18 protein-coding genes are annotated in these 21212 nt (G+C 52.0%); 8 read left to right on the top strand and 10 right to left on the bottom strand.

Going from position 1 to position 21212, the window contains the following annotated elements; translation table 11 throughout:
- Positions 1-14 precede the first annotated feature (14 nt).
- From rsmJ to ACLJRS_RS17405, 3 genes are all read right to left on the bottom strand, one after another.
- Positions 15-773 (bottom strand): 16S rRNA (guanine(1516)-N(2))-methyltransferase RsmJ, encoded by a 759-nt coding sequence (gene rsmJ / locus ACLJRS_RS17415; RefSeq protein WP_001165132.1) that lies wholly within the window; start codon positions 771-773, stop codon positions 15-17.
- Positions 774-779: 6 nt separating this feature from the next.
- A complete protein-coding gene (gene prlC / locus ACLJRS_RS17410; protein WP_000184178.1) occupies positions 780-2822 on the bottom strand; it encodes an oligopeptidase A in 2043 nt (680 codons plus the stop codon).
- A 162-nt stretch (positions 2823-2984) separates the two neighbouring features.
- Positions 2985-3638, bottom strand: coding sequence for a hypothetical protein (locus tag ACLJRS_RS17405; protein WP_000469194.1), 654 nt, complete (start codon positions 3636-3638; stop codon positions 2985-2987).
- A gap of 277 nt (positions 3639-3915) precedes the next feature.
- Here ACLJRS_RS17405 and ACLJRS_RS17400 point away from each other — a divergent pair, with 277 nt between their 5' ends.
- From ACLJRS_RS17400 to gorA, 3 genes are all read left to right on the top strand, one after another.
- Positions 3916-4359, top strand: a complete 444-nt coding sequence (locus ACLJRS_RS17400) for a hypothetical protein (protein ID WP_000209571.1) — start codon at positions 3916-3918, stop codon at positions 4357-4359.
- Positions 4360-4479: 120 nt separating this feature from the next.
- Complete coding sequence (locus tag ACLJRS_RS17395; RefSeq protein ID WP_000954235.1) at positions 4480-5322, top strand: 23S rRNA (adenine(2030)-N(6))-methyltransferase RlmJ; 843 nt, start codon at positions 4480-4482, stop codon at positions 5320-5322.
- 104 nt (positions 5323-5426) lie between these two features.
- Positions 5427-6779 (top strand): glutathione-disulfide reductase, encoded by a 1353-nt coding sequence (gene gorA / locus ACLJRS_RS17390; RefSeq protein ID WP_000160778.1) that lies wholly within the window; start codon positions 5427-5429, stop codon positions 6777-6779.
- A 46-nt stretch (positions 6780-6825) separates the two neighbouring features.
- Here the strand turns inward: gorA and fraE are convergent, their stop codons facing one another.
- From fraE to ACLJRS_RS17365, 5 genes are all read right to left on the bottom strand, one after another.
- Positions 6826-7869: a fructose-asparagine asparaginase gene (fraE, locus tag ACLJRS_RS17385; protein ID WP_000702755.1), complete on the bottom strand. Its 1044-nt coding sequence runs from the start codon at positions 7867-7869 to the stop codon at positions 6826-6828.
- Positions 7870-7927: 58 nt separating this feature from the next.
- A complete protein-coding gene (locus ACLJRS_RS17380; RefSeq protein WP_000498939.1) occupies positions 7928-9247 on the bottom strand; it encodes an anaerobic C4-dicarboxylate transporter family protein in 1320 nt (439 codons plus the stop codon).
- A gap of 53 nt (positions 9248-9300) precedes the next feature.
- The gene (gene fraD / locus ACLJRS_RS17375; protein ID WP_000028446.1) at positions 9301-10146 is read right to left on the bottom strand and encodes a fructose-aspartate kinase; all 846 of its coding nucleotides are present in this window, start codon (positions 10144-10146) and stop codon (positions 9301-9303) included.
- A gap of 63 nt (positions 10147-10209) precedes the next feature.
- Positions 10210-11187, bottom strand: coding sequence for a 6-phosphofructose-aspartate deglycase (gene fraB / locus ACLJRS_RS17370; RefSeq protein WP_077906483.1), 978 nt, complete (start codon positions 11185-11187; stop codon positions 10210-10212).
- 175 nt (positions 11188-11362) lie between these two features.
- A complete protein-coding gene (locus tag ACLJRS_RS17365) occupies positions 11363-12082 on the bottom strand; it encodes a GntR family transcriptional regulator (protein ID WP_000572570.1) in 720 nt (239 codons plus the stop codon).
- A 325-nt stretch (positions 12083-12407) separates the two neighbouring features.
- On the opposite strand from ACLJRS_RS17365, the gene ACLJRS_RS17360 reads away from it, so the two are divergent.
- Positions 12408-14057 (top strand): alpha,alpha-trehalase, encoded by a 1650-nt coding sequence (locus ACLJRS_RS17360; RefSeq protein WP_000934257.1) that lies wholly within the window; start codon positions 12408-12410, stop codon positions 14055-14057.
- 12 nt (positions 14058-14069) lie between these two features.
- Here the strand turns inward: ACLJRS_RS17360 and ACLJRS_RS17355 are convergent, their stop codons facing one another.
- On the bottom strand, positions 14070-15659 hold the full coding sequence (locus ACLJRS_RS17355) for an STY4199 family HEPN domain-containing protein (RefSeq protein ID WP_000185011.1): 1590 nt from the start codon (positions 15657-15659) through the stop codon (positions 14070-14072).
- A 280-nt stretch (positions 15660-15939) separates the two neighbouring features.
- Between ACLJRS_RS17355 and ACLJRS_RS17350 the strand changes: the two genes are divergently transcribed.
- Positions 15940-16296 (top strand): glycoside hydrolase family protein, encoded by a 357-nt coding sequence (locus ACLJRS_RS17350; RefSeq protein ID WP_001120251.1) that lies wholly within the window; start codon positions 15940-15942, stop codon positions 16294-16296.
- Between the two features lie 5 nt (positions 16297-16301).
- Here ACLJRS_RS17350 and ACLJRS_RS17345 read toward each other — a convergent pair whose 3' ends face one another.
- Positions 16302-16904, bottom strand: a complete 603-nt coding sequence (locus ACLJRS_RS17345) for a helix-turn-helix transcriptional regulator (protein WP_001196080.1) — start codon at positions 16902-16904, stop codon at positions 16302-16304.
- A gap of 630 nt (positions 16905-17534) precedes the next feature.
- On the opposite strand from ACLJRS_RS17345, the gene ACLJRS_RS17340 reads away from it, so the two are divergent.
- The 3 genes from ACLJRS_RS17340 (at position 17535) to ACLJRS_RS17330 (ending at position 21208) form a co-directional block, all read left to right on the top strand.
- Positions 17535-18434 (top strand): LysR family transcriptional regulator, encoded by a 900-nt coding sequence (locus ACLJRS_RS17340; RefSeq protein ID WP_000358042.1) that lies wholly within the window; start codon positions 17535-17537, stop codon positions 18432-18434.
- Positions 18435-18506: 72 nt separating this feature from the next.
- On the top strand, positions 18507-19535 hold the full coding sequence (gene yhjD / locus ACLJRS_RS17335) for an inner membrane protein YhjD (protein ID WP_000191231.1): 1029 nt from the start codon (positions 18507-18509) through the stop codon (positions 19533-19535).
- Positions 19536-19885: 350 nt separating this feature from the next.
- Positions 19886-21208 carry an MFS transporter gene (locus ACLJRS_RS17330; RefSeq protein WP_001148981.1) on the top strand — a complete coding sequence of 441 codons (1323 nt, stop codon included), beginning with the start codon at positions 19886-19888 and terminating at the stop codon, positions 21206-21208.
- The last annotated feature ends 4 nt before the right edge of the window (positions 21209-21212 follow it).

Here is a 21212-nt window from a genome sequence, read left to right as displayed (position 1 = left end):
CATCGGGCAATCCGTTACTCCGTCAGAGGGGTTCCGGCATAAATATCAAACCGATGCCCTTTGGTGACGATGGCGTTGGGCGTCGCGACATCCGCCAGCGGCGGCGCATAATCGGGACGTTTGACCACCACGCGTTTGGTCGCCAACTGACGCGCCGGTTCCAGCAGTCCGTCGGCGTCGAGATCCGGCCCCACCAGCGACTGAAACACCCGCATCTCTTTCTTCACCAGCGCGCTTTTCTGCCGGTGAGGAAACATCGGATCGAGGTAGACCACCTGCGGGCGCGGCGTGATATCAGTCAACGCCGTCAGGCTGGAAGCATGAATCAACTGCAAACGCTCCTGAAGCCAGCCGCCAATGTCCGCATCGGCATAGCCACGCGCCAGGCCGTCGTCGAGCAGCGCGGCAACCACCGGATTACGCTCCAGCATCCGCACGCGGCAACCGACGGACGCCAGTACAAACGCATCGCGCCCCAGTCCGGCCGTGGCATCAACCACATCCGGCAAATAATCGCCCTTAATACCGACCGCCTTCGCCACCGCTTCACCGCGCCCACCGCCGAACTTACGTCGATGGGCCATCGCGCCGCCGACAAAATCGACGAAAATGCCGCCGAGCTTCGGTTCGTCGCGCTTGCGCAGCTCCAGATGTTGCGGCGTCATCACCAGCGCCATCGGGTTGTCTTCGTCATGCTCCAGTCCCCAGCGGGCAGCCAGAACAGATAAGGCGCCGTCTGTGGCGCCCGTTTCATCCATTAAGCAGATTTGCACGTAAAATCAGCCTTTAATCCCGTAATGCTCCAGCATCGCGTCCAATTGTGGTTCACGGCCACGGAAGCGTTTAAAGAGTTCCATCGGCTCTTCAGAACCACCGCGAGTCAGGATGTTATCAAGGAACGACTGACCGGTCTCACGGTTGAAAATGCCTTCCTCCTCAAAGCGGGAATAAGCGTCCGCCGCCAGTACGTCGGCCCACAGATAGCTGTAGTAGCCTGCCGCATAGCCGCCAGCAAAGATATGGCTGAACGCATGTGGGAAACGGCCCCATGTCGGTGACGGCACCACGGCGACCTGTTTTTTGATTTCAAAGAGCGTCTCAAGAATTTTCGCTCCTTGCTGCGGGTTAAATTCCGCATGCAGACGGAAATCAAACAGGCCGAACTCCAGTTGACGCAGAATAAACAGAGCCGCCTGATAGTTTTTCGCCGCCAGCATTTTATCCAGCAGTTCCTTCGGCAACGGCTCGCCGGTTTCATAGTGGCCGGAGATAAACGCCAGCGCTTCCGGCTCCCAGCACCAGTTTTCCATAAACTGACTTGGCAGTTCGACCGCGTCCCACGGCACACCGCTGATACCGGAGACCCCGGCGGTCTCAATGCGGGTCAGCATATGATGCAGGCCATGACCAAACTCGTGGAACAGGGTGATCACTTCGTCATGGGTAAACAGAGCGGGTTTACCGTTCACCGGACGGTTGAAATTACAGGTCAGATAAGCGACCGGCTTTTGCAATGTGCCGTCCGCCTTACGCATCTGGCCGACACAGTCGTCCATCCACGCCCCGCCGCGTTTGTGTTCGCGCGCGTACAGGTCAAGGTAGAAGCTGCCGCGCAGCTCGTTATTTTCGTCATACAGTTCAAAGAAACGTACTTCCGGGTGCCAGACATCAACGTCAGTACGCTCTTTGGCAGTGATGCCGTAAATACGTTTCACCACTTCAAACAGGCCATTCACGGCTTTGTTTTCCGGGAAGTACGGACGTAGCTGCTCATCGCTGATGCTGTACAGGTGCTGTTTTTGCTTTTCACTGTAGTACGCGATATCCCACGGTTGCAGCTCCTCAACGCCAAATTCGGCTTTGGCGAAGGCGCGCAGCTGGGCCAGCTCTTTTTCCCCCTGCGGACGGGCGCGTTTCGCCAAATCGGTCAGGAAGTCGAGCACCTGCTGCGGATTTTCCGCCATTTTGGTGGCCAGCGATTCATGGGCATAATTTTCGAAGCCCAGCAGTTGCGCCAGTTCATGGCGCAGCGCAAGAATTTCTTCCATCACCGGGCTGTTATCCCACTTACCGGCGTTCGGCCCCTGATCGGAGGCGCGAGTGGAATAGGCGCGATACATCTCTTCGCGCAACGCCTGGTTGTCGCAGTAGGTCATGACCGGCAGATAGCTCGGGATATCCAGGGTCAGCAGGTAACCTTCCTGCTCTTTGGCTTCCGCCTGGGCTTTAGCGGCGGCGAGCGCGCTTTCCGGCATTCCCGCCAGCTCGGCTTCATCGGTGATGAGCTTCGTCCAGCCCATAGTGGCATCGAGCACATTATTGCTGTACTGGTTGCCCAGCTCAGACAGGCGAGTGGCGATTTCGCCGTAACGCTGCTGTTTCTCTTTCGGCAGGCCGATGCCGGACAGTTCAAAATCACGCAGCGCGTTATCAACCGCTTTCTTCTGCGCGGTATTCAGAGTGGCGTAATGATCGCCGTCGCGCAGGTCGCGGTACGCGTTGTACAACCCTTCATGCTGGCCAACCCAGGTGCTGTATTCCGACAGCAGCGGCAGCGTCTGTTCGTAGGCTTCACGCAGCTCCGGGCTATTTTTCACCGAGTTTAAGTGGCTAATTGGCGAGAAAATACGCCCCAGAACATCGTCGGCTTCCGCCAACGGCTGGCAGAGGTTTTCCCAGCTATACGGCGCGCCATGCGCCACAACGCCTTCTACCGCCGCCCGGCAATCGGCCAACGCTTTGGTGACCGCAGGCACCACATGCTCCGGTTTAATTGCAGAAAAAGGCGGCAGTGAAAAAGACGTTAGTAATGGATTGGTCATATGCGCAGTCCTGGTCTAAAAAAGAAATGAAGCGCTCTATCGCGCTTTCGCTATGGATCTAGAATGGGGGATAGTTGGGGGAATTTCAATGATGGTGGGCGCTCATTTCACCCGTGCAGCAATGCCAGCATCCGAACGTAGGCATTGCTGCTGAATCCAATTTTAACGACTGAAGATCAGTAGTTGTAGCGGCATAGTGACAATATCCAGCGCCAAAGTTACCGGCAGCAACACTCTGCCAAATTTTGCCCCGGACATACTGCGCTGATACTGATAGAACTCAACGGTGAAAGGATGATAGAACGATAGCTGCTGCGTAACGCTCTGCTCTTTATTTTTCTGATGGATAGTCCCTTTCAGGTCCATGACGGATAGCGTGCAATTTACCGCGCCGTCTGCACAAGTAAACCCGTAGCCTACCGCCGCCAGTTTGTCTTTCTCATCCACCCAGGCGTAAGTCACATTGACTTCACCCGTAAACTCCTTCTTATCTGTATCAATCAGGAATTTAACACCATCCTTTACTCGCATTTTATCCCGGCGAATAGTCGCATCTTTTAACAGCGCGACCACATTATCGCCACCCTGGGTCAACAGGTAGTCAAAATGTTCGCCAACAAACACCCAGCCCGTTTTCCCGTTGCTATCTTTACCTAAGGAAAGCGCGGTAACGGTATCCGATTTCCAGGTAGACTGATGACGATTGCCATCTTTATCGGTGGCAAGTATCAGCCCAAATGAAAGACAGCCCGACAGCGAACAGCAAACCAGTAATAAAAACAGCGTGCGAACGACACATTTTCCATAATGGAACATCAATGAATCCTTTCTTTTCTATTATTAGCGCTATCGTTTTAATCAATTAAACAAGGTAAAACCAGCACTATCATCATAATAAAAACGATTTCAGAATAAGACCCGACAGGGGTAAGTCAGTGGACGCGTCGCGGCATGATTAGCGTTAAATTCAGATAGGCTTTTCATGGGTGTTTTTCTGAAAACAGGGCCGTGGCATCAATCGCTGTCATTTTTGCGCAAACTGCCCATGTATAATATTCTCAACTTTTTCGTTTCTGGAATACAAGGATTGTATATGACCACGTTATTACAGGTTATTGTACTGATATTTATTGTTTTCTTTATTTTCCCTGGGCGAAAAATTTTCCGTCGGAGTAAGCATCTGCAAGATGGCCGTAAATTAATTTCATCTTCTTCGCTGATGCTGCGAAAATTTGGCAGTTCTCGCGGCTATAACGCGGATTACTACTTTGACATGCAGTACCTCTATGAAGTCGCGGACGGTATCACCACCGCGATACCACTCACCAGCATTATTGAGGCGAAACCGGGAACAACGAGAGTCAGTGGTCGTTCAGTCTGGTCAGTCGACTGGATAACAGCGGAAGGGCAAAGAAAACAGACGCGCTTCCTTCATAACTACACCCTATTCAATCGAAATTTTGCCACCTTCCTTAAGACCGTAAAACAGGCCAATCCAGACGCCTGCATCACTTCGTTGACGTTATTTACGCTCTGACGCCACAGCCTACTTGTTTTTCCTCCTGGCCAACGGCGATAAAAGCGCAAGAGCGGTAATCTCTACGGATCTGCGGTAAACTATCGGCTAACTTGTTTACTTCCCGGAATATCTGCATCCATGCTCAGTTATCGTCACAGCTTTCACGCTGGCAACCACGCCGACGTCCTTAAACATACCGTTCAGAGCCTGATCATCGAGTCGCTAAAAGAGAAAGAAAAACCGTTTCTCTATCTGGACACGCACGCGGGCGCGGGGCGTTATCAGTTGGGCAGCGAACATGCTGAACGTACCGGAGAGTATCTGGAAGGCATCGCCCGTATCTGGCAGCAGGACGATCTGCCCGCCGAACTGGAACCGTATATTAGCGTCGTAAAACATTTCAACCGCAGCGGGCAGTTACGCTACTATCCGGGCTCTCCGTTGATCGCCCGCCAGTTGCTGCGTGAGCAGGACAGTCTGCAACTCACGGAATTACATCCCAGCGACTTCCCACTGTTGCGCGCGGAGTTTCAAAAAGACAACCGCGCCCGCGTGGAACGCGCTGACGGCTATCAGCAACTGAAAGCCAAATTACCGCCGGTTTCCCGCCGCGGTCTGATCCTCATTGACCCGCCTTATGAAATGAAAACCGACTACCAGGCGGTAGTCAGCGGCATCAGCGAGGGTTATAAACGTTTCGCCACCGGGACATACGCGCTATGGTATCCGGTGGTGCTCCGCCAGCAAATTAAGCGCATGATTCATGAGCTGGAGGCCACCGGCATCCGTAAAATCCTGCAAATTGAGCTGGCGATCCGCCCGGACAGCGATCAGCGCGGGATGACGGCGTCCGGTATGATCGTGGTTAACCCGCCGTGGAAACTGGAGCAGCAGATGAACAACGTGCTACCGTGGCTGCACAGCAGGTTGGCGCCAAACGGTCACGGACACACTTCGGTAAGCTGGATCGTGCCGGAGTAATCACAGCCATCGGTGGAACCTTTCACCTTCAGGTATACAATCGCGAATATTTTGGCGGGTAGCGCAGAATCTATCCGTCCGACAACGAACATAAAGGAGCGGTCATGACCAAACACTATGATTACATCGCTATCGGCGGCGGCAGCGGCGGTATCGCCTCGATTAACCGCGCCGCTATGTACGGCCAGAAATGCGCGCTCATCGAAGCCAAAGAGCTGGGCGGTACCTGTGTTAACGTGGGCTGCGTGCCGAAGAAAGTGATGTGGCATGCCGCGCAGATTCGTGAAGCGATTCATCTGTATGGCCCGGACTACGGTTTTGACACCACGATTAATCAGTTCGACTGGAGCAAGCTGATTGCCAGCCGTACCGCGTATATTGACCGCATCCATACTTCATACGACAACGTGCTGGGCAAAAATAACGTGGATGTGATTAAAGGCTTTGCCCGCTTTGTCGATGCCAAAACCATTGAAGTGAACGGCGAAACCATCACCGCCGACCATATTTTGATCGCTACCGGCGGCCGTCCGAGCCATCCGAGCATTCCAGGCGTGGAATACGGCATTGATTCCGACGGTTTCTTTGCGCTATCTGCCTTGCCGGAGCGCGTCGCGGTGGTAGGCGCAGGTTATATCGCCGTTGAACTGGCTGGCGTTATCAACGCGCTGGGGGCGAAAACGCATCTGTTTGTCCGTAAACATGCGCCGCTGCGCAGTTTTGACCCGATGATTAGCGAAACGCTGGTTGAGGTGATGAACGCCGAAGGCCCGCAACTGCATACTCACGCCGTGCCGAAAGCGGTGGTGAAAAACGCCGACGGCAGTCTGACTTTGGAACTGGAAGATGGCCGTAGTGAAACCGTTGATTGCCTGATCTGGGCCATTGGTCGCGAACCGTCGACCGACAATATTAATCTGGCGGCAGCGGGCGTGAAAACCAATGAAAAAGGTTACATCATTGTCGATAAATTCCAGAATACCAACGTTGAAGGCATTTACGCCGTTGGCGACAATACTGGCGCGGTAGAACTAACGCCAGTCGCCGTCGCCGCCGGTCGCCGTCTCTCCGAACGCCTGTTTAACAACAAGCCGGACGAGCATCTGGACTACAGCAACATCCCGACCGTGGTCTTTAGCCATCCGCCTATCGGCACTGTCGGGTTAAGCGAGCCGCAGGCGCGCGAGCAGTACGGCGACGAGCAGGTGAAAGTCTATAAATCATCGTTTACCGCTATGTATACCGCGGTGACGACGCACCGCCAGCCGTGCCGTATGAAGTTGGTCTGCGTCGGGCCGGAAGAAAAAATTGTGGGTATCCACGGTATCGGCTTCGGCATGGATGAAATGTTGCAGGGCTTCGCAGTGGCGCTGAAGATGGGCGCTACTAAGAAAGACTTCGATAATACCGTCGCTATTCACCCGACCGCATCGGAAGAGTTTGTGACCATGCGTTAATATCTTGTGCGCCCATCTTCGAGGGTGGGCGCACAGGCCTTCATGATTAATACGTACTGAAATAACTCTGGATCAGTTCCGGATTACGCGTCTGAGTTAGTGCCGTCATCAGCAACACTCGCGCCTTCGCCGGGTTGAGCGAGTCAGACACCAGTCCAGGCTGCCCTTTATCCAACGGTACTACGCCGTTTCCGGTGCGGGAAGCACGCACCACGATAATCCCGGCCTTCTCCGCTTTTTTAATCCCCGCGTCGCTGCGTACCGAGACTGAACCTGCGCCGGTTCCGGCATAAATAATACCGTCCGCGTGATGGGCGATCGCCGCATCATACATATATTCCGGGTCGTCCTGATAGCCGTAAATAATCACCACATTGGGTAATTTTTTGATATTACGTACGTCAAAAACAGATCGCAGGGTATGAATTTTTTCCACCCGCGTTTCGAACTGTGGCTGACCATTAACGATGACCCCCAGATAGCCCTCTTCCGGCGCTTTAAAGGTATCCAGAGTCGTGGCATTGGTTTTCGTTACAAAGCGCGCCGAACCAATACGATCGTTTAAAACGACCATTACACCGCGTCCCTTCGCATTCGGGTCAGCAGCCACCGTGACCGCTTCCAGCAGGTTCATTGCGCCATCGGCGCTGATTGCCGACGCGGGCCGCATTGCAGCGGTAAACACCACCGGTTTGTCGCTTTTCACGGTCAAATTAAGAAAGTAGGCGGTTTCATCGAGCGTGTCAGTGCCATGAGTAATAACCACACCGTCAACATCGTCCCGCGCCAATAACGCATTCACCTTCTGTGAAAGTTTCAGGATGATATCGCTGGTCATATTTTCGCTACCAATATTCGCCACCTGCTCGCCGTCAACGCGAGCGATATTATTCATTTCCGGCACGGCATTTATTAATGTTTGCACGCCAAGTTCACCAGATTTATATCCGGCGGTTTGCGTATTATTGGCTGCCGTCCCGGCGATAGTACCGCCTGTCGCGAGAATAACAATATGCGGTAGTGACGTTGTGCTAAATACACAGTGGCTGATGAGCAGCAACACGGTGGCCATGAAAACTCTAATTTTCATTTTCTTCCTCTGAATTAAAAATAATAAGTGACGTGTGCTATAAAAAATTTAATAACAATCAGGCCAGAACCATTTTTCCTATTAACAGCCCGACAATGACCGAGACAATCACGTTAACTAATCCCGGACGCATAAAACTATGGTTAAGCACATATTTGCCAATACGCGTCGTACCGGTATCGTCAAACGCCAGCGCCGCCAGACACTGCCCTGCCACCGGAATAAAGAAATAGCCGTTAACGGCAGGCCAGGAGCCGATTAACGCATAAGCGGGCAACCCTAACGCCAGCCCCAGCGGCAACAGAATTAACGTCGTTGCCGCCTGGCTGCTGACCATAGCGGACACGAAAAACATCATAATGGCGATAAGCCAGGTATGCTGTTGCAATAGAGTTTGCACTTCTGCCTTAATCAACGCGATATGACCATTCACGAACGTCTCACTCATCCAGGCCAGGCCGAAGGCGCAGACAATCGCCAGCGCGCCTGCCCGAAATACCGTACCGCTGATAATCTGATCGACCTGCGGCCGGCATAACAACACAATCAGGCAGGCAAAAGAGAGCATCGTAATCTGGATAGCGGCGGACATCGAAAGCGGTTGTAGCCCTTTCGCTGTTTCCACCATGGGCCGCAGCGCCGGAATCAGTCCTAACAGAACGATAACGATCGCGCTGGTCAGAAATAACGCCACCGACAATTTGGCGCGCGAAGTGACCACCGTATTTTTACTTTCTTTCTGCGCAGGTTTAATTAACCCTTCAGCAAGCCGACGTTGATATTCCGGATCGTCTTTTAACTCTTTTCCTTTATTAAAGGTCGCTATTGCCCCCATCGCTACGCCGATTAACGTGGCGGGCACGCAAATCATCATAATGGTTGAAATAGAGACGCCCAACGGCGCCATTAAACCAATCATCGCCGCCATGGCGGCAGATATAGGACTGGCGGTGATCGCCTGTTGCGATGCGATAACGGAAATAGATAAAGGACGTTCCGGTCGAATACCTGAATCCCGTGCGACTTCAGAAATAACCGGTAGCAAACTATAAACGACATGCCCCGTTCCTGACATAAAAGTGAAGAGATAACAGATAAACGGCGCTAATAACGTAATGTAACGAGGGTGGCGACGCAGAATTTTTTCCGCCAGTTTGACCAGTAAATCCAGCCCGCCGGAGGCCTGTAAAGATGCGGCCGCCAGGACAACAGAAAGAATAATCAGAATAACATCAATCGGTGGCGTAGAAGGCGTCAGGCCAAAAATAAAAACCATCACGCCGACGCCTAACCCGCCGACCATCCCTAAAAATACGCCGCCGATCCTGGCGCCTATCATCAGGGCCACCAGGATAAAACATAATTCCGTCCAAAACATACTTCCTCCTGGGTTATCTGGAGTGAGTGTCGCTTTACATTGAGGGACGTAACCTATTGTGCAAACGGTTTACCAAAACCAAATGCGCCGTAATGAGATAACACCTGCGCCGCCGATTTCCCGCCCTGCCGCATGGCGCGTAGCACGCTTTCTTTATCGGGTTCCGCCATACCCGATTGCAAAATGGAAAGCAAAAAACCGGTTAAGAAGGCGTCGCCTGCGCCCAGCGTATCGACAGGTTCGATATAAGCAGGTTGCCACTCCAGATAATCCGCGCCGGAAAAATAATAAACTTTTTCATGCCCGCAGGTGGCAATAATATGCCGACAGCCATAACGATAAAGTTTATTGAGTTTTATTTTGATTTCATCTGGCGATAACCCGCTACAGGAGATAAATCCATAATCTACCCACGGGCATACCTTTTTAAAATAGTCGTCTGTACCGCGCCCGGAAAAATCAAAAGAGAGTAAGACGGTTTGTTGTTTAATTTTCTCCAGTTCCGATTCCAGGTGGCCGTTAATACTGGAATGGACTAAGGTAAATTGTGATATATAGCGAAGATCGCCGTCAGACAGGCTAAAAGGATGTTCCCGCAATACGCCGTTTTTGTTGCTGGCGACAAATTGCCGATCGCCATGCGTGAGACGGATACAGGCATACCCATTTTCGCCGGTATAATGGCGGCTGTGAGAGATGTCTATCTGTAGCTGGTGTAATACATCCTGTACGTGCTGCGCGGCGTCGTCATTGCCAAACGCCCCCATAAACGCGCTGGGGATGTCTGCTAATTTCGCATAGACAGCAAAATTTAATGCATTACCGCCGGGGTACATAATGCCGGAATGCAGGTATTTATCGACAACGTTGTCGCCAATACTCAATACGCTGATGCTCATCATTATTCCTTGTTTGTCTTTACAATAAAAAGCGTCCCTGCTTTTTTATCCATCCTGATGTAATTAATATTTCACTTTCCACATATAGCGGCGCGTCGTTAACGGATGCTGACGCGCCTCAGCTAACGCCCGATTGTAAACGGGATAAACGTTATTAAAGAGAGAGTGGTTAAAGTAATCAATAACCGTGGTTTTAATGGTCGATAGCCCCAGCTCTTTCGCATCGACAACTTCAATCCGGCGGCCATATTTTTTCAGGAAGTTTAACGCGCGTTCATCCACCGCCCGCGTATTGCCCTCGGAAAACTGGAAGAAGAAAGGCGTATTCGCATCGGTAATTTCAAACGGCCCGTGGAAAAACTCACCGCTATGAATACAGGCGGAATGTATCCATTGCATTTCCATAAAGATACAGATGCTCTGTAGGTAGGCTGCGCCATAGCCTGCGCCGCTGGCGACGGTGTAAATGACTTTATCGTCTTTATATTCCTGCGCGAACGCCTGCGCACGCTCCGCTACCTGCTCGCAAGCGCGCCAGACGATACGGTTGATTTTGCTGACGCCATCCTGAAAATCGTCGTAGTGCGCATACCCTTCCGTCTGCTGGAGCAGTTCGACCGCACTCAGCAGGCCTTTCATCGTTTTCTCTCCGGCAATATCTTTACCGTCGCCAAACGTGTACGTTTCCACATAGTCGCAATGCGCCACCAACGGTGAATCCATTATCCAGGTTAAACCAATGACCGGCGCGCCGTGCTGACGGGCGATTTCAGCCGCTTTAATTGTCTCTGGCGTATTACCTTTGTGGGAGGCGACAACCACAACGGCATTTTCTCCCAGCGCTACCGGCGGGTTGTTAATAAATTCTCCGCTGTTATACAGACCGACAGTCAACGCTTTCGCTTCTTTTTCTAAAAATGCTTTCGCCGGATAGAACGCCGCATAAGAACCGCCGCACGCCACGTAATAGACGTATTTAACGCCTCCTTTCTCTGCCTGGCTGGTCACAATATTGCTAACTGTCTCTTTCATACCCATCATGCTTTCCTCTGGTTCCATCAATGATACAGGCGAGGATTCGCCATAAATGACTCATAATGTATTATTATTTTTATATGACATTTAAAGACATTTGATCAAGATGGAAACCAAAAAAAATCGGGATCCGCGATCTGGATCCCGATTCAGCCTGCTCTTCGTTAGCGTAATGCTGACATCATACAGTAAACCGTATTTTATCGCCGACAATCAACTGTTGCGAAACGCAGGAGAGTTCTCCTTTGTTATCAATCATTTCACTTTTTATCAGGATCAGCGGATAACCCTCGTTGACGCCAAGATAATGGGCGACTTCAAAGCTGGCATAAACCAGTTCGATCATCTTACGGGAGTGGGTAAACCATAAATGGTATTTCTCGCGTAAGCATTCATACAAAGAGTGATTATTAAGATCTTCGTCCAGCAAAAACGCAAAACGTGGGGGAAGATGTACGGTTTCCAGCGATACCGCCACATCGTCGGCATAGCGGATACGTTCAATGACGACCGCTTTTTCGCCATCGTTCATATTCAGTAACGCTTTTGTCTCATCGTCTACCGATTCAAAAACGGATTTGATGGTGCGTGACCCCGGGCGACGTCCCTGGGACTGGCATAACTCGCTGAAACTCATGATGCCGGTCATGCTACGCTGAAATTTCTCACCAGAGACAAAGGTGCCTTTGCCGGAGACACGGGTCAGCAAATTTTCACGCGTCAGCGCATCCAGCGCCTTACGGACCGTGACCCTGCTCACCTGCCAGCGCACGCTCAGTTCATTTTCCGTCGGGATCTGCTGGCCTGGTTTATACTCTCCACGCGCAATAGCCTCTTTTAAGGCGTCTTCAAGCTGCTTATAAAGCGGTTTGGCGCTTTTACTGTCGGGTTGCTCGATCATTTGTATCCATTTGTATTATCATGGTGCCATAGCTTGTATTATAACTATTTACGTTACCTTTGTTTGTGAATCCACGCCATGTGGTGACGTAGTGATACCACTATGAAACGAATGTTCTGATTTTAGGTCTGAGGGAGGCGTCATGAAAATAGGATTTTCGCAATACTATTCAGTAAGTTATGAAGTGTTTTTCTTGAGAGACAAATTGCAAAATGTGATCTATCGCACACTTTGCCACTCAGGTATCGAAGCGAATGTCTACGCTTAATAGACAGCCGGGCAACACCCGTATCTTTTACGACGCAAGCCGGAGGTCCTTGTCATTATGCTCAACCAGAAATTAAACCCCACGCCTTCTGAAGATCTGACTATTGATGTCGATCTGCTTTATGAAACAGACCCGTGCGAGTTAAAGCTGGATGAAATGATCGAGGCGGAACCGGAGCCGGAGATGATCGAGGGGCTTCCCGCCTCTGACGCACTGACCCCTGCCGATCGGTATCTCGAACTGTTCGAGCATGTACAGTCAACAAAACTGTTTCCAGACAGTAAAACGTTCCCGGACTGCGCGCCGAAGATGGACCCGCTTGATATCCTGATCCGCTACCGTAAGGTCAGACGCCACCGTGATTTTGACTTACGCCGCTTCGTCGAGAACCATTTCTGGCTACCGGAAACCTTATCCAGCGAGTATGTCTCTAACCCCGAAAACTCGCTCAAAGAACATATTGACCAGCTTTGGCCGATACTGACGCGCGAACCGCAGGATCATATTCCGTGGTCTTCGCTGCTGGCGCTGCCGCAATCCTATATCGTGCCGGGAGGCCGTTTTAGCGAAACCTATTATTGGGACTCTTATTTTACCATGCTGGGTCTGGCGGAAAGCGGGCGCGAAGACTTACTTAAATGTATGGCGGATAATTTCGCCTGGATGATTGAAAACTATGGCCATATTCCCAACGGCAACCGGACCTATTATCTGAGCCGCTCGCAGCCGCCGGTTTTCGCCCTGATGGTTGAACTGTTCGAAGAAGATGGCGTACGCGGCGCGCGGCGTTATCTCGACCATCTCAAAATGGAATACGCCTTCTGGATGGACGGCGCCGAATCGCTGGCGCTCAACCAGGCTTATCGCCACGTTGTGCGGATGCCGGACGGTTCCCTGCTGAACCGCTACTGGGACGATCGCGACACGCCGCGCGACGAGTCCTGGCTGGAAGATGTCGAAACCGCAAAACATTCCGGTCGTCCGCCCAATGAAGTCTACCGGGATTTGCGCGCCGGGGCGGCGTCCGGCTGGGACTATTCTTCACGCTGGCTACGCGATGCGGGCCGGCTTGCCAGCATACGTACGACCCAGTTTATCCCTATCGATTTGAACGCTTTTCTGTATAAACTGGAGAGCGCTATCGCCAATATTTCAGCACTGAAAGGCGAACGTGACACCGAGGCACTATTTCGCCAGAAAGCCAGCGATCGACGCGCCGCCGTGAACCATTATCTGTGGGATGATGAAAACGGCTGTTATCGGGACTATGACTGGCGACGCGAAGAAATGGCGCTCTTTTCCGCCGCCAGTATCGTGCCGCTGTATGTCGGTATGGCGAACCACGAGCAGGCCGACCGTCTGGCAAATGTGGTACGCAGCCGTCTGTTAACGCCCGGCGGGATTATGGCGACCGAATACGAAACCGGCGAACAGTGGGATAAACCGAACGGCTGGGCACCGCTGCAATGGATGGCGATTCAGGGCTTCAAACGGTATGGCGACGATATGCTGGGCGATGAAATCGCCCATAACTGGTTAAAAACAGTGAACCATTTTTATCAGGAGCACCATAAACTGATCGAGAAATACCATATTTCCGGCGGTACGCCCCGCGAAGGCGGCGGGGGCGAGTATCCGCTACAGGATGGGTTCGGCTGGACCAATGGCGTGGTGCGCCGCCTGATTGGCCTTTACGGAGAGCCTTAACCTGCTCCGGGCTCAGTGAATCGCATCATAAATGGCTGACTGAATTTTCAGCCATTTTTTATTGTCTGCGCTGGGCCGGGCCTGAGCGCGCAGCCGGGCCTGCTCCGTATCGTACTGCTGGCGCGTCACAACAGCCGGAACGGTGCAAAACGTTTGCAAATAGGTTTTATGCATCGCGGTCAGCGGCGCGCCGCTCGACATGTCATGACTTAACGTTGTGATAAATCGTCGGCAGGGTTTGACCTCATCCATCAGCGCGGGATAACGCAACAACAGTTGCAGCACCTCGGTATGTCCTGCCGCAAACGCCTGCTCCGTCCACGCGAGCTGCCAGTTCATTCCGCCCTGGAGGAACAGCGCCGTCACCCGCGTATCATTGCGCTCTATCGCCGCCCGCATGGTAAACGCATCCCAGGTAATCCCCATATGATTGAGCGTTTCCCGCGCGGAAGGCGCCTCGCGCGGCGGTTCATCCTGCGCCATTGCGGGAGCTTGCCCGTTATCGGAGCCTGGCGACGACGAACTAAATAGCCAGAACGCGCCCGCCAGTATCGCCAGCGTCATGACGCCAACCCCGGCCCACAAAGTGCCGGAAATAAGTTGCTCACGCTCTTCAGGCGTACGCGGAGGCCGCTTACGCGGTGGTTCTATGCTCTCGCTAATCTCATGCTTATCTCCCCCGGCCTGCCGATCTTTAAGCCGCGCGGTTTCCCAGAACTGGCGCAATTCACGTTCATCCGCCAGCAGAAACGAAGCGGGATTCACGCGAGTACGTTTTTCGGCATAGGCGCGCTGGATGGGCCGAACGATTTGCTGATACTGAACGTTTAGCAGCATAAGCTGCGCTGAGGTGAGCGGCTGCCTGGCGATAACCTCGTTTCGCGCGAGGCGGCAATCATCCAGAAACATACGCAGGGTGGTGCGCGACTCGGCGAACAGCGTTAACGCTGAGGCGTCATTAAAAATTCTGACGTAATGACGGGCAAACAATTTTTTATCGACCACCATAAGCGCCAGTTCGCTGAACAACATGCCCTCCAGCGCATGTTGATCTTCTCCCTGTTTTAACCACTGGCGCAAACGGTCCGGGCCAAAATGTTGCTTGAGGTAGTGATTCAGCGACGCCCGATCCGGCCATGCGCGCGCAATAAGCGCTTTTAACGTCAGTTCTATCGCCCGAAGCTGACGCTGCGCCTCAAGATGCGCCTCCTGGTCGGGGTCTTCCAGCTCAGTTTGATACGTCAGTAGCGGCTGCTGCTGACGTAGATGTTCCAGCGAGGTGACAAAACGCAACGCGGCAAGGAGTTGATTTTCGCTCACCTCTTGCCCGCTGTCATACTGGGGAACATGCTGCTGAAGGTGACGCAGTTGCAGCATAAACTGGCTCAACTGCGCGTCATTTATCCGCAATTTTTTCGCCACCGCGCCCCAACCGCCCAGGTTAAGACGCGCCTGCTCAAGTTGTTCCATGAACCACCGGGGCTCTTTTCCCTCTGTGGTATGAATACCCAGCAGCAGCAGGATTTCTATTGATGCCTGGCGGATAATCCCCAGGCTATGTTCAAAAGGCGCGCGTGTCGCCTGCGAAGCGCTATTCGTCATTATCTTCCCTAAAAAGACGATCCCGCGACGAGATCTTCGTTTTCTTTTAATTATGTTTTTTCATAGATATAACAGATTTAGCCACATTTCAGTGACTTAATCTTAATGATTGCAAATTTATAAGAAGATCGGTTACTAACCGAAAACATCAGTTTTTCATTCTGTCAACGCGGCGTGACGCTGAACGGCATAGACCTTTTCCCTGCCTGCGTTTGGCCGTCTGACCGCTAGCCACGCGTGCAGCACACTTTATAATCGCGCTTTTTATGAGAAAGATGCCATGCCGCACATTTCATCTCGCTTTAGCTCCGCCTGCATCGCGTTTATTAAACAGTGGCAGGGTCTGTCGCTGGAAAAGTATCGCGATCGGCAGGGTAACTGGGTGATTGGTTACGGGCATATGTTGACGCCGGATGAGACGCTGACGTTCATTACGCCCGACCAGGCGGAGGCATTCTTGCTGGATGACCTCAATAGCTGCGATATGCTGCTACAGAATTGTTTGCCGGAACTTAACGATCGGTTTCAACGCGAAACGCTTATTGCGCTGATGTTCAGCATCGGACATCAGCGTTTTTTATCATTAATCAATACGGGTGATATTTCACAGCCAGAAATAAGCGGGCTGCGAATTTAACGTCGCTAATTCGATTCATTTAACATCATGGCGGCCTGGGTACGATTTTTTACATCCAGCCGCCGGTAAAGCGACTCCAGATGCGCTTTAACCGTCCCGGTACTAATATTTAACGCCCGCCCAATTTGTTTATTTGATTCTCCTGCGGCAAGCATCTGTAAAATTTCCCGCTGGCGGGCGCTTAACGCTTTTATATCACGGGACTCCAGCTCCGTTGAATTTAACCAATCCCCCGGTAAAAACATCATCCCGCGAGCGACAGCATTGAGCGCAAGGACAAAGGTTTCGGCATCAGAATCGCGTGGCACCACGGCCTGAACGTTAAATTGCATGACTTCATGCAGCCACTTTTGACTGCCATCCATCGCCGTGATAATAATCTTCACCTCCGGAAATTGCTGCGCGGTTCTTTGTAACATCTCGCGGCAAAATTCAGCATCCAGGCCGCTATCAAGCATGACCAGCGCATCCGGCGCGCTTTCTATTTTTTGCCAGAGTTCTTCTGCCTGACCGACACTCTGGATACTTATTCCTGGAATGTGCTGTTGCAAACTGATTTTCATTCCATGAATAAATATTGACTGCCTGTCAAACATGATTACCTGCATTACTTTTCTCCACCTGGGTAAGATAATAGTCTCAAGATGAGGAAGGGTATTACCCGTAGGGTAAAATAAGAAGTCGCCATTTGGTATAGGCCATTTTACCGATAGTCATTGGTTGAGGAAGAGAAAGGTTATGAATATTTACAGCTTCAACATCGGGATTACAGAATTCGCTAAAATTAGCGTTTTAAAGTAAGGAATATCTTATTAGTACAAACAGACAAGGCTAATTTGAATATTAATTTAATGAAGAGTACGCCTGGCGCGTCACAAAGGAAATATCTGCTTTTCACCTGATGTGTTACAAAAAATAAAGTAGCACATTTTGTTAAAAAATAACCAATCCGCCTGAAAACCGCGACGATGGGTCAATGACAATACCGTATATGTACATGCATTTCTCTCTCCCACTACACCCGCGGCTATCAGCGTGTTTTACCGCTCTCGTCCCGTTTATCGGCTTTTTGGCGCTAAAATGCCTGGCCGGAAGGCGATAAATCCGCCGCGCAACGCAATCAGACGTATTCGTCACGCGAGCAATGATTGCGAAAGGGCTTATTAGGTGCTAGAAAATCAATAAAACCAGCCGCTTCAGCGTCACTGTTTCAATAAGAACAATAATAGAGCCTGATGATGGATAAAATATATGCAATGAAATTGTTTGTACGCGTGGCGGAACGGGAAAGTTTTTCCCGCGCAGCAGAGGATATCGGCCTTCCCAAAGGCAGCGTCTCACGGCAAATACAAGCGTTAGAACATCAACTGGGCATCCGCCTGCTCCACCGCACCACCCGGCGGGTACAGCTTACTCAGGACGGAATGGTTTACTACGAACGGGCAAAAGATCTGTTGAGTAACCTGGATGAACTGGAAGGTCTTTTCCAGCCTGATCCCGCCAGTATCAGCGGCAAAATACGGGTAGATATACCGCCATGTCTCGCAAACAGCCTTATCATGCCGCGCCTGCCCACTTTTTTGCATCAGTATCCCGGCATTGCGCTGGAACTTTGTAGTAGCGATCGACAGGTCGATTTACTACGGGAAGATTTCGACTGCGTGGTGCGCACAGAGCCGCTACATGCGCCAGGGATACTGACGCGCCCGCTTGGCAAACTAAGAAGGGTGAACTGCGCCAGCCCACAATACCTGGCGCGCTTTGGGTATCCAGAAAACCTTGACGACCTCGCCTCACATGCGATGGTGCATTATTCATTGACCCCGGGAGTCTCTTCACCGGGTTTTGCCTTTGAAACTCCCCACGGTATGCAGTGGGTAAAAACTGGCGGAATGCTAACGGTAAACAGTACAGAGACCTGGCATACGGCCTGTCTGGCAGGATTAGGAATCATTCAGACGCCGCGCATTGCTGTACGGGAGGCGTTACGCGCCGGAACGCTCATTGAAATTTTACCGCAATATCGCGCCGCTCCACTGCCGGTGACGCTGCATTATCCCCATCGCCGTAATCTTTCCCGCCGGGTACACCTGTTTATGGTATGGCTGACTGAAACCATTAAAGAGGCCGCAGAGTAGCCGCATTTTCAGCATCCACCGGGGAGAAGCTATACTGACATATTCTATTAATGATGAAGGACTACCGACCTGATGACGCAGGAAAATGACGTAAAACGCCCTATTCAGGAACTGGAGCACGACCCGATACAAAAAATAGAAACGCAGCCGCATGACGCCCCGGAAAAAAACGAAAAGGCAAATCAGGCGTTGCATTCCGTCACCACCCTGATGCAAAAAATTCAGCGTCAACCGATGGTGGCCCACCTCATTCGCGCGACCGAACGTTTTAACGATCGACTGGGTAATCAGTTTGGCGCGGCTATCACCTACTTTTCGTTTCTGTCGATGATCCCGATAATGATGGTGTCCTTTGCCGCGGCAGGTTTTATCCTCGCCTCGCACCCTAATCTACTGGAAGATATTTTCAGCAAGATATTGATGAATGTGAGCGATCCTACGCTGGCGTCCACGCTTAAAAATACGATTAATACGGCGGTTCAACAGCGTACCACGGTAGGGCTGGTCGGACTGGGTATCGCGCTCTATTCCGGCGTTAACTGGATGGGCAACCTGCGGGAAGCGATTCGCGCCCAGTCACGGGACGTCTGGGAGCGCAAGCCGCAGGATCAGGAGAAAATCTGGCTCAAATATCTGCGCGATTTTATCTCGCTGATTGGATTATTAATCGCTTTAATCATTACGCTGTCCATTACTTCCATCGCCGGTTCCGCCCAGCAGATGATCATCTCCGCCTTGTATCTCGACAGCATCGAATGGTTAAAACCGGCCTGGCATTTGATCGGTCTGGCCATCTCTATTTTTGCCAACTATCTACTTTTTTTCTGGATTTTCTGGCGACTGCCTCGCCATCGTCCCCGTAAAAAAGCGTTGATTCGCGGGACATTTATCGCCGCTATCGGTTTTGAGGTGATTAAAATCATTATGACTTATACGCTGCCGTCACTGGTGAAATCGCCTTCCGGCGCGGCGTTTGGCTCCGTACTCGGTCTGATGGCGTTCTTCTACTTTTTTGCCCGCCTGACGTTATTCTGCGCGGCCTGGATAGCCACCGCCGAATACAAGGACGACCCGCGAATGCCGGGTAAAACGCAACGCTAGTCTGCGGCTTGCTGCCGGATGGCACGCACGGCGTCGTCATTCGGTCTACTGGCGTGTGGTCCCAGGCCGGGCAAGCAAAACGTACCCGGCGGTACAATCAGGCACGTCCTTCCGCCTCATCTCATTGTTTCAGCATATAAATCCAGTAATTAACTTTTATTTAACCCGAAACCAGTTTTATCCACCAATTCTAAAATTATGTGAAGCATTTCATAGACGCAAAATGGCTGGCTTAAACATTATCCCCTTTTTGCGCTTTTTTTGACCATTTTTGGCTTTTGTTACACATTGAAATATAACTTTTGCTGTGCGTAATATGGCTATTCGTTCGCTAAAAATAAGAAAATAGTATGCAAGCAACCGCCACAACACTCGACCATGAACAGGAACATGTTCCGGTAAACTCACGCAATAAAGTCGTTATTGCCTCGCTTATCGGCACCGCGATTGAGTTCTTCGACTTCTATATTTACGCCACCGCAGCGGTGATCGTGTTCCCCCTTATCTTCTTCCCCCAGGGCGATCCCACTGCGGCAACGCTACAATCGCTCGCCACCTTCGCTATCGCGTTTGTGGCGCGTCCGATTGGCTCTGCGCTATTCGGTCACTTCGGCGACCGGGTAGGCCGCAAAGTCACGCTGGTGGCTTCGCTGCTGACGATGGGGATCTCCACGGTCATTATCGGTCTGTTACCGGGCTACGCGACGATAGGTATTTTCGCGCCGCTGCTGCTGGCGCTGGCGCGTTTCGGTCAGGGACTGGGGCTGGGCGGCGAATGGGGCGGCGCAGCGTTATTAGCGACGGAGAATGCGCCGCCGCGCAAACGCGCGCTGTATGGCTCCTTCCCGCAGTTGGGCGCGCCGATCGGCTTCTTTTTTGCCAATGGCACCTTCCTGTTGCTCTCCTGGCTGCTGACCGACGAGCAGTTTATGAGCTGGGGCTGGCGCGTGCCGTTTATCTTCTCGGCGGTGCTGGTGATTATCGGCCTGTATGTGCGCGTGTCGCTGCATGAAACGCCGGTGTTTGCGAAAGTCGCCGCAGCGAAAAAGCAGGTGAAAATACCGCTGGGCACGTTGCTGACGAAGCATGTCCGCGTAACCATTCTCGGCACGTTTATCATGCTGGCGACCTACACGCTGTTCTATATCATGACCGTCTATTCCATGACTTACAGCACTGCCGCCGCGCCGGTGGGGCTTGGCTTGCCACGCAATGAAATACTGTGGATGCTGATGATGGCGGTGATTGGTTTCGGCGTGATGGTGCCCGTCGCCGGCCTGCTGGCGGACGCATTTGGCCGTCGGAAAAGCATGGTCATCATTACCACGCTCATCATTCTCTTCGCGTTGTTCGCCTTTACCCCGCTGCTGGGTTCAGGCAATCCAGCGCTGGTATTCGTGTTCCTGTTGTTAGGCCTGAGCCTGATGGGGCTGACCTTCGGCCCAATGGGAGCGCTGCTGCCGGAGCTATTTCCGACGGAAGTGCGCTATACCGGCGCATCGTTTTCCTACAATGTGTCATCGATTCTGGGCGCTTCCGTCGCGCCGTATATTGCCGCATGGCTGCAAAGCCACTACGGGCTGGCGGCGGTAGGGGTTTACCTGGCGTCAATGGCGGCGCTGACGCTGATTGCACTGCTGTTAACCCATGAGACGCGTCATCAGGCGTTGTAATAGG

The organism is Salmonella sp. SAL00670 (assembly GCF_046552235.1).
GTDB lineage: Bacteria > Pseudomonadota > Gammaproteobacteria > Enterobacterales > Enterobacteriaceae > Salmonella > Salmonella enterica.
The sequence above is the reverse complement of the archived record's forward strand: the minus strand, read 5'-3'. Positions and strand labels throughout refer to the sequence as shown.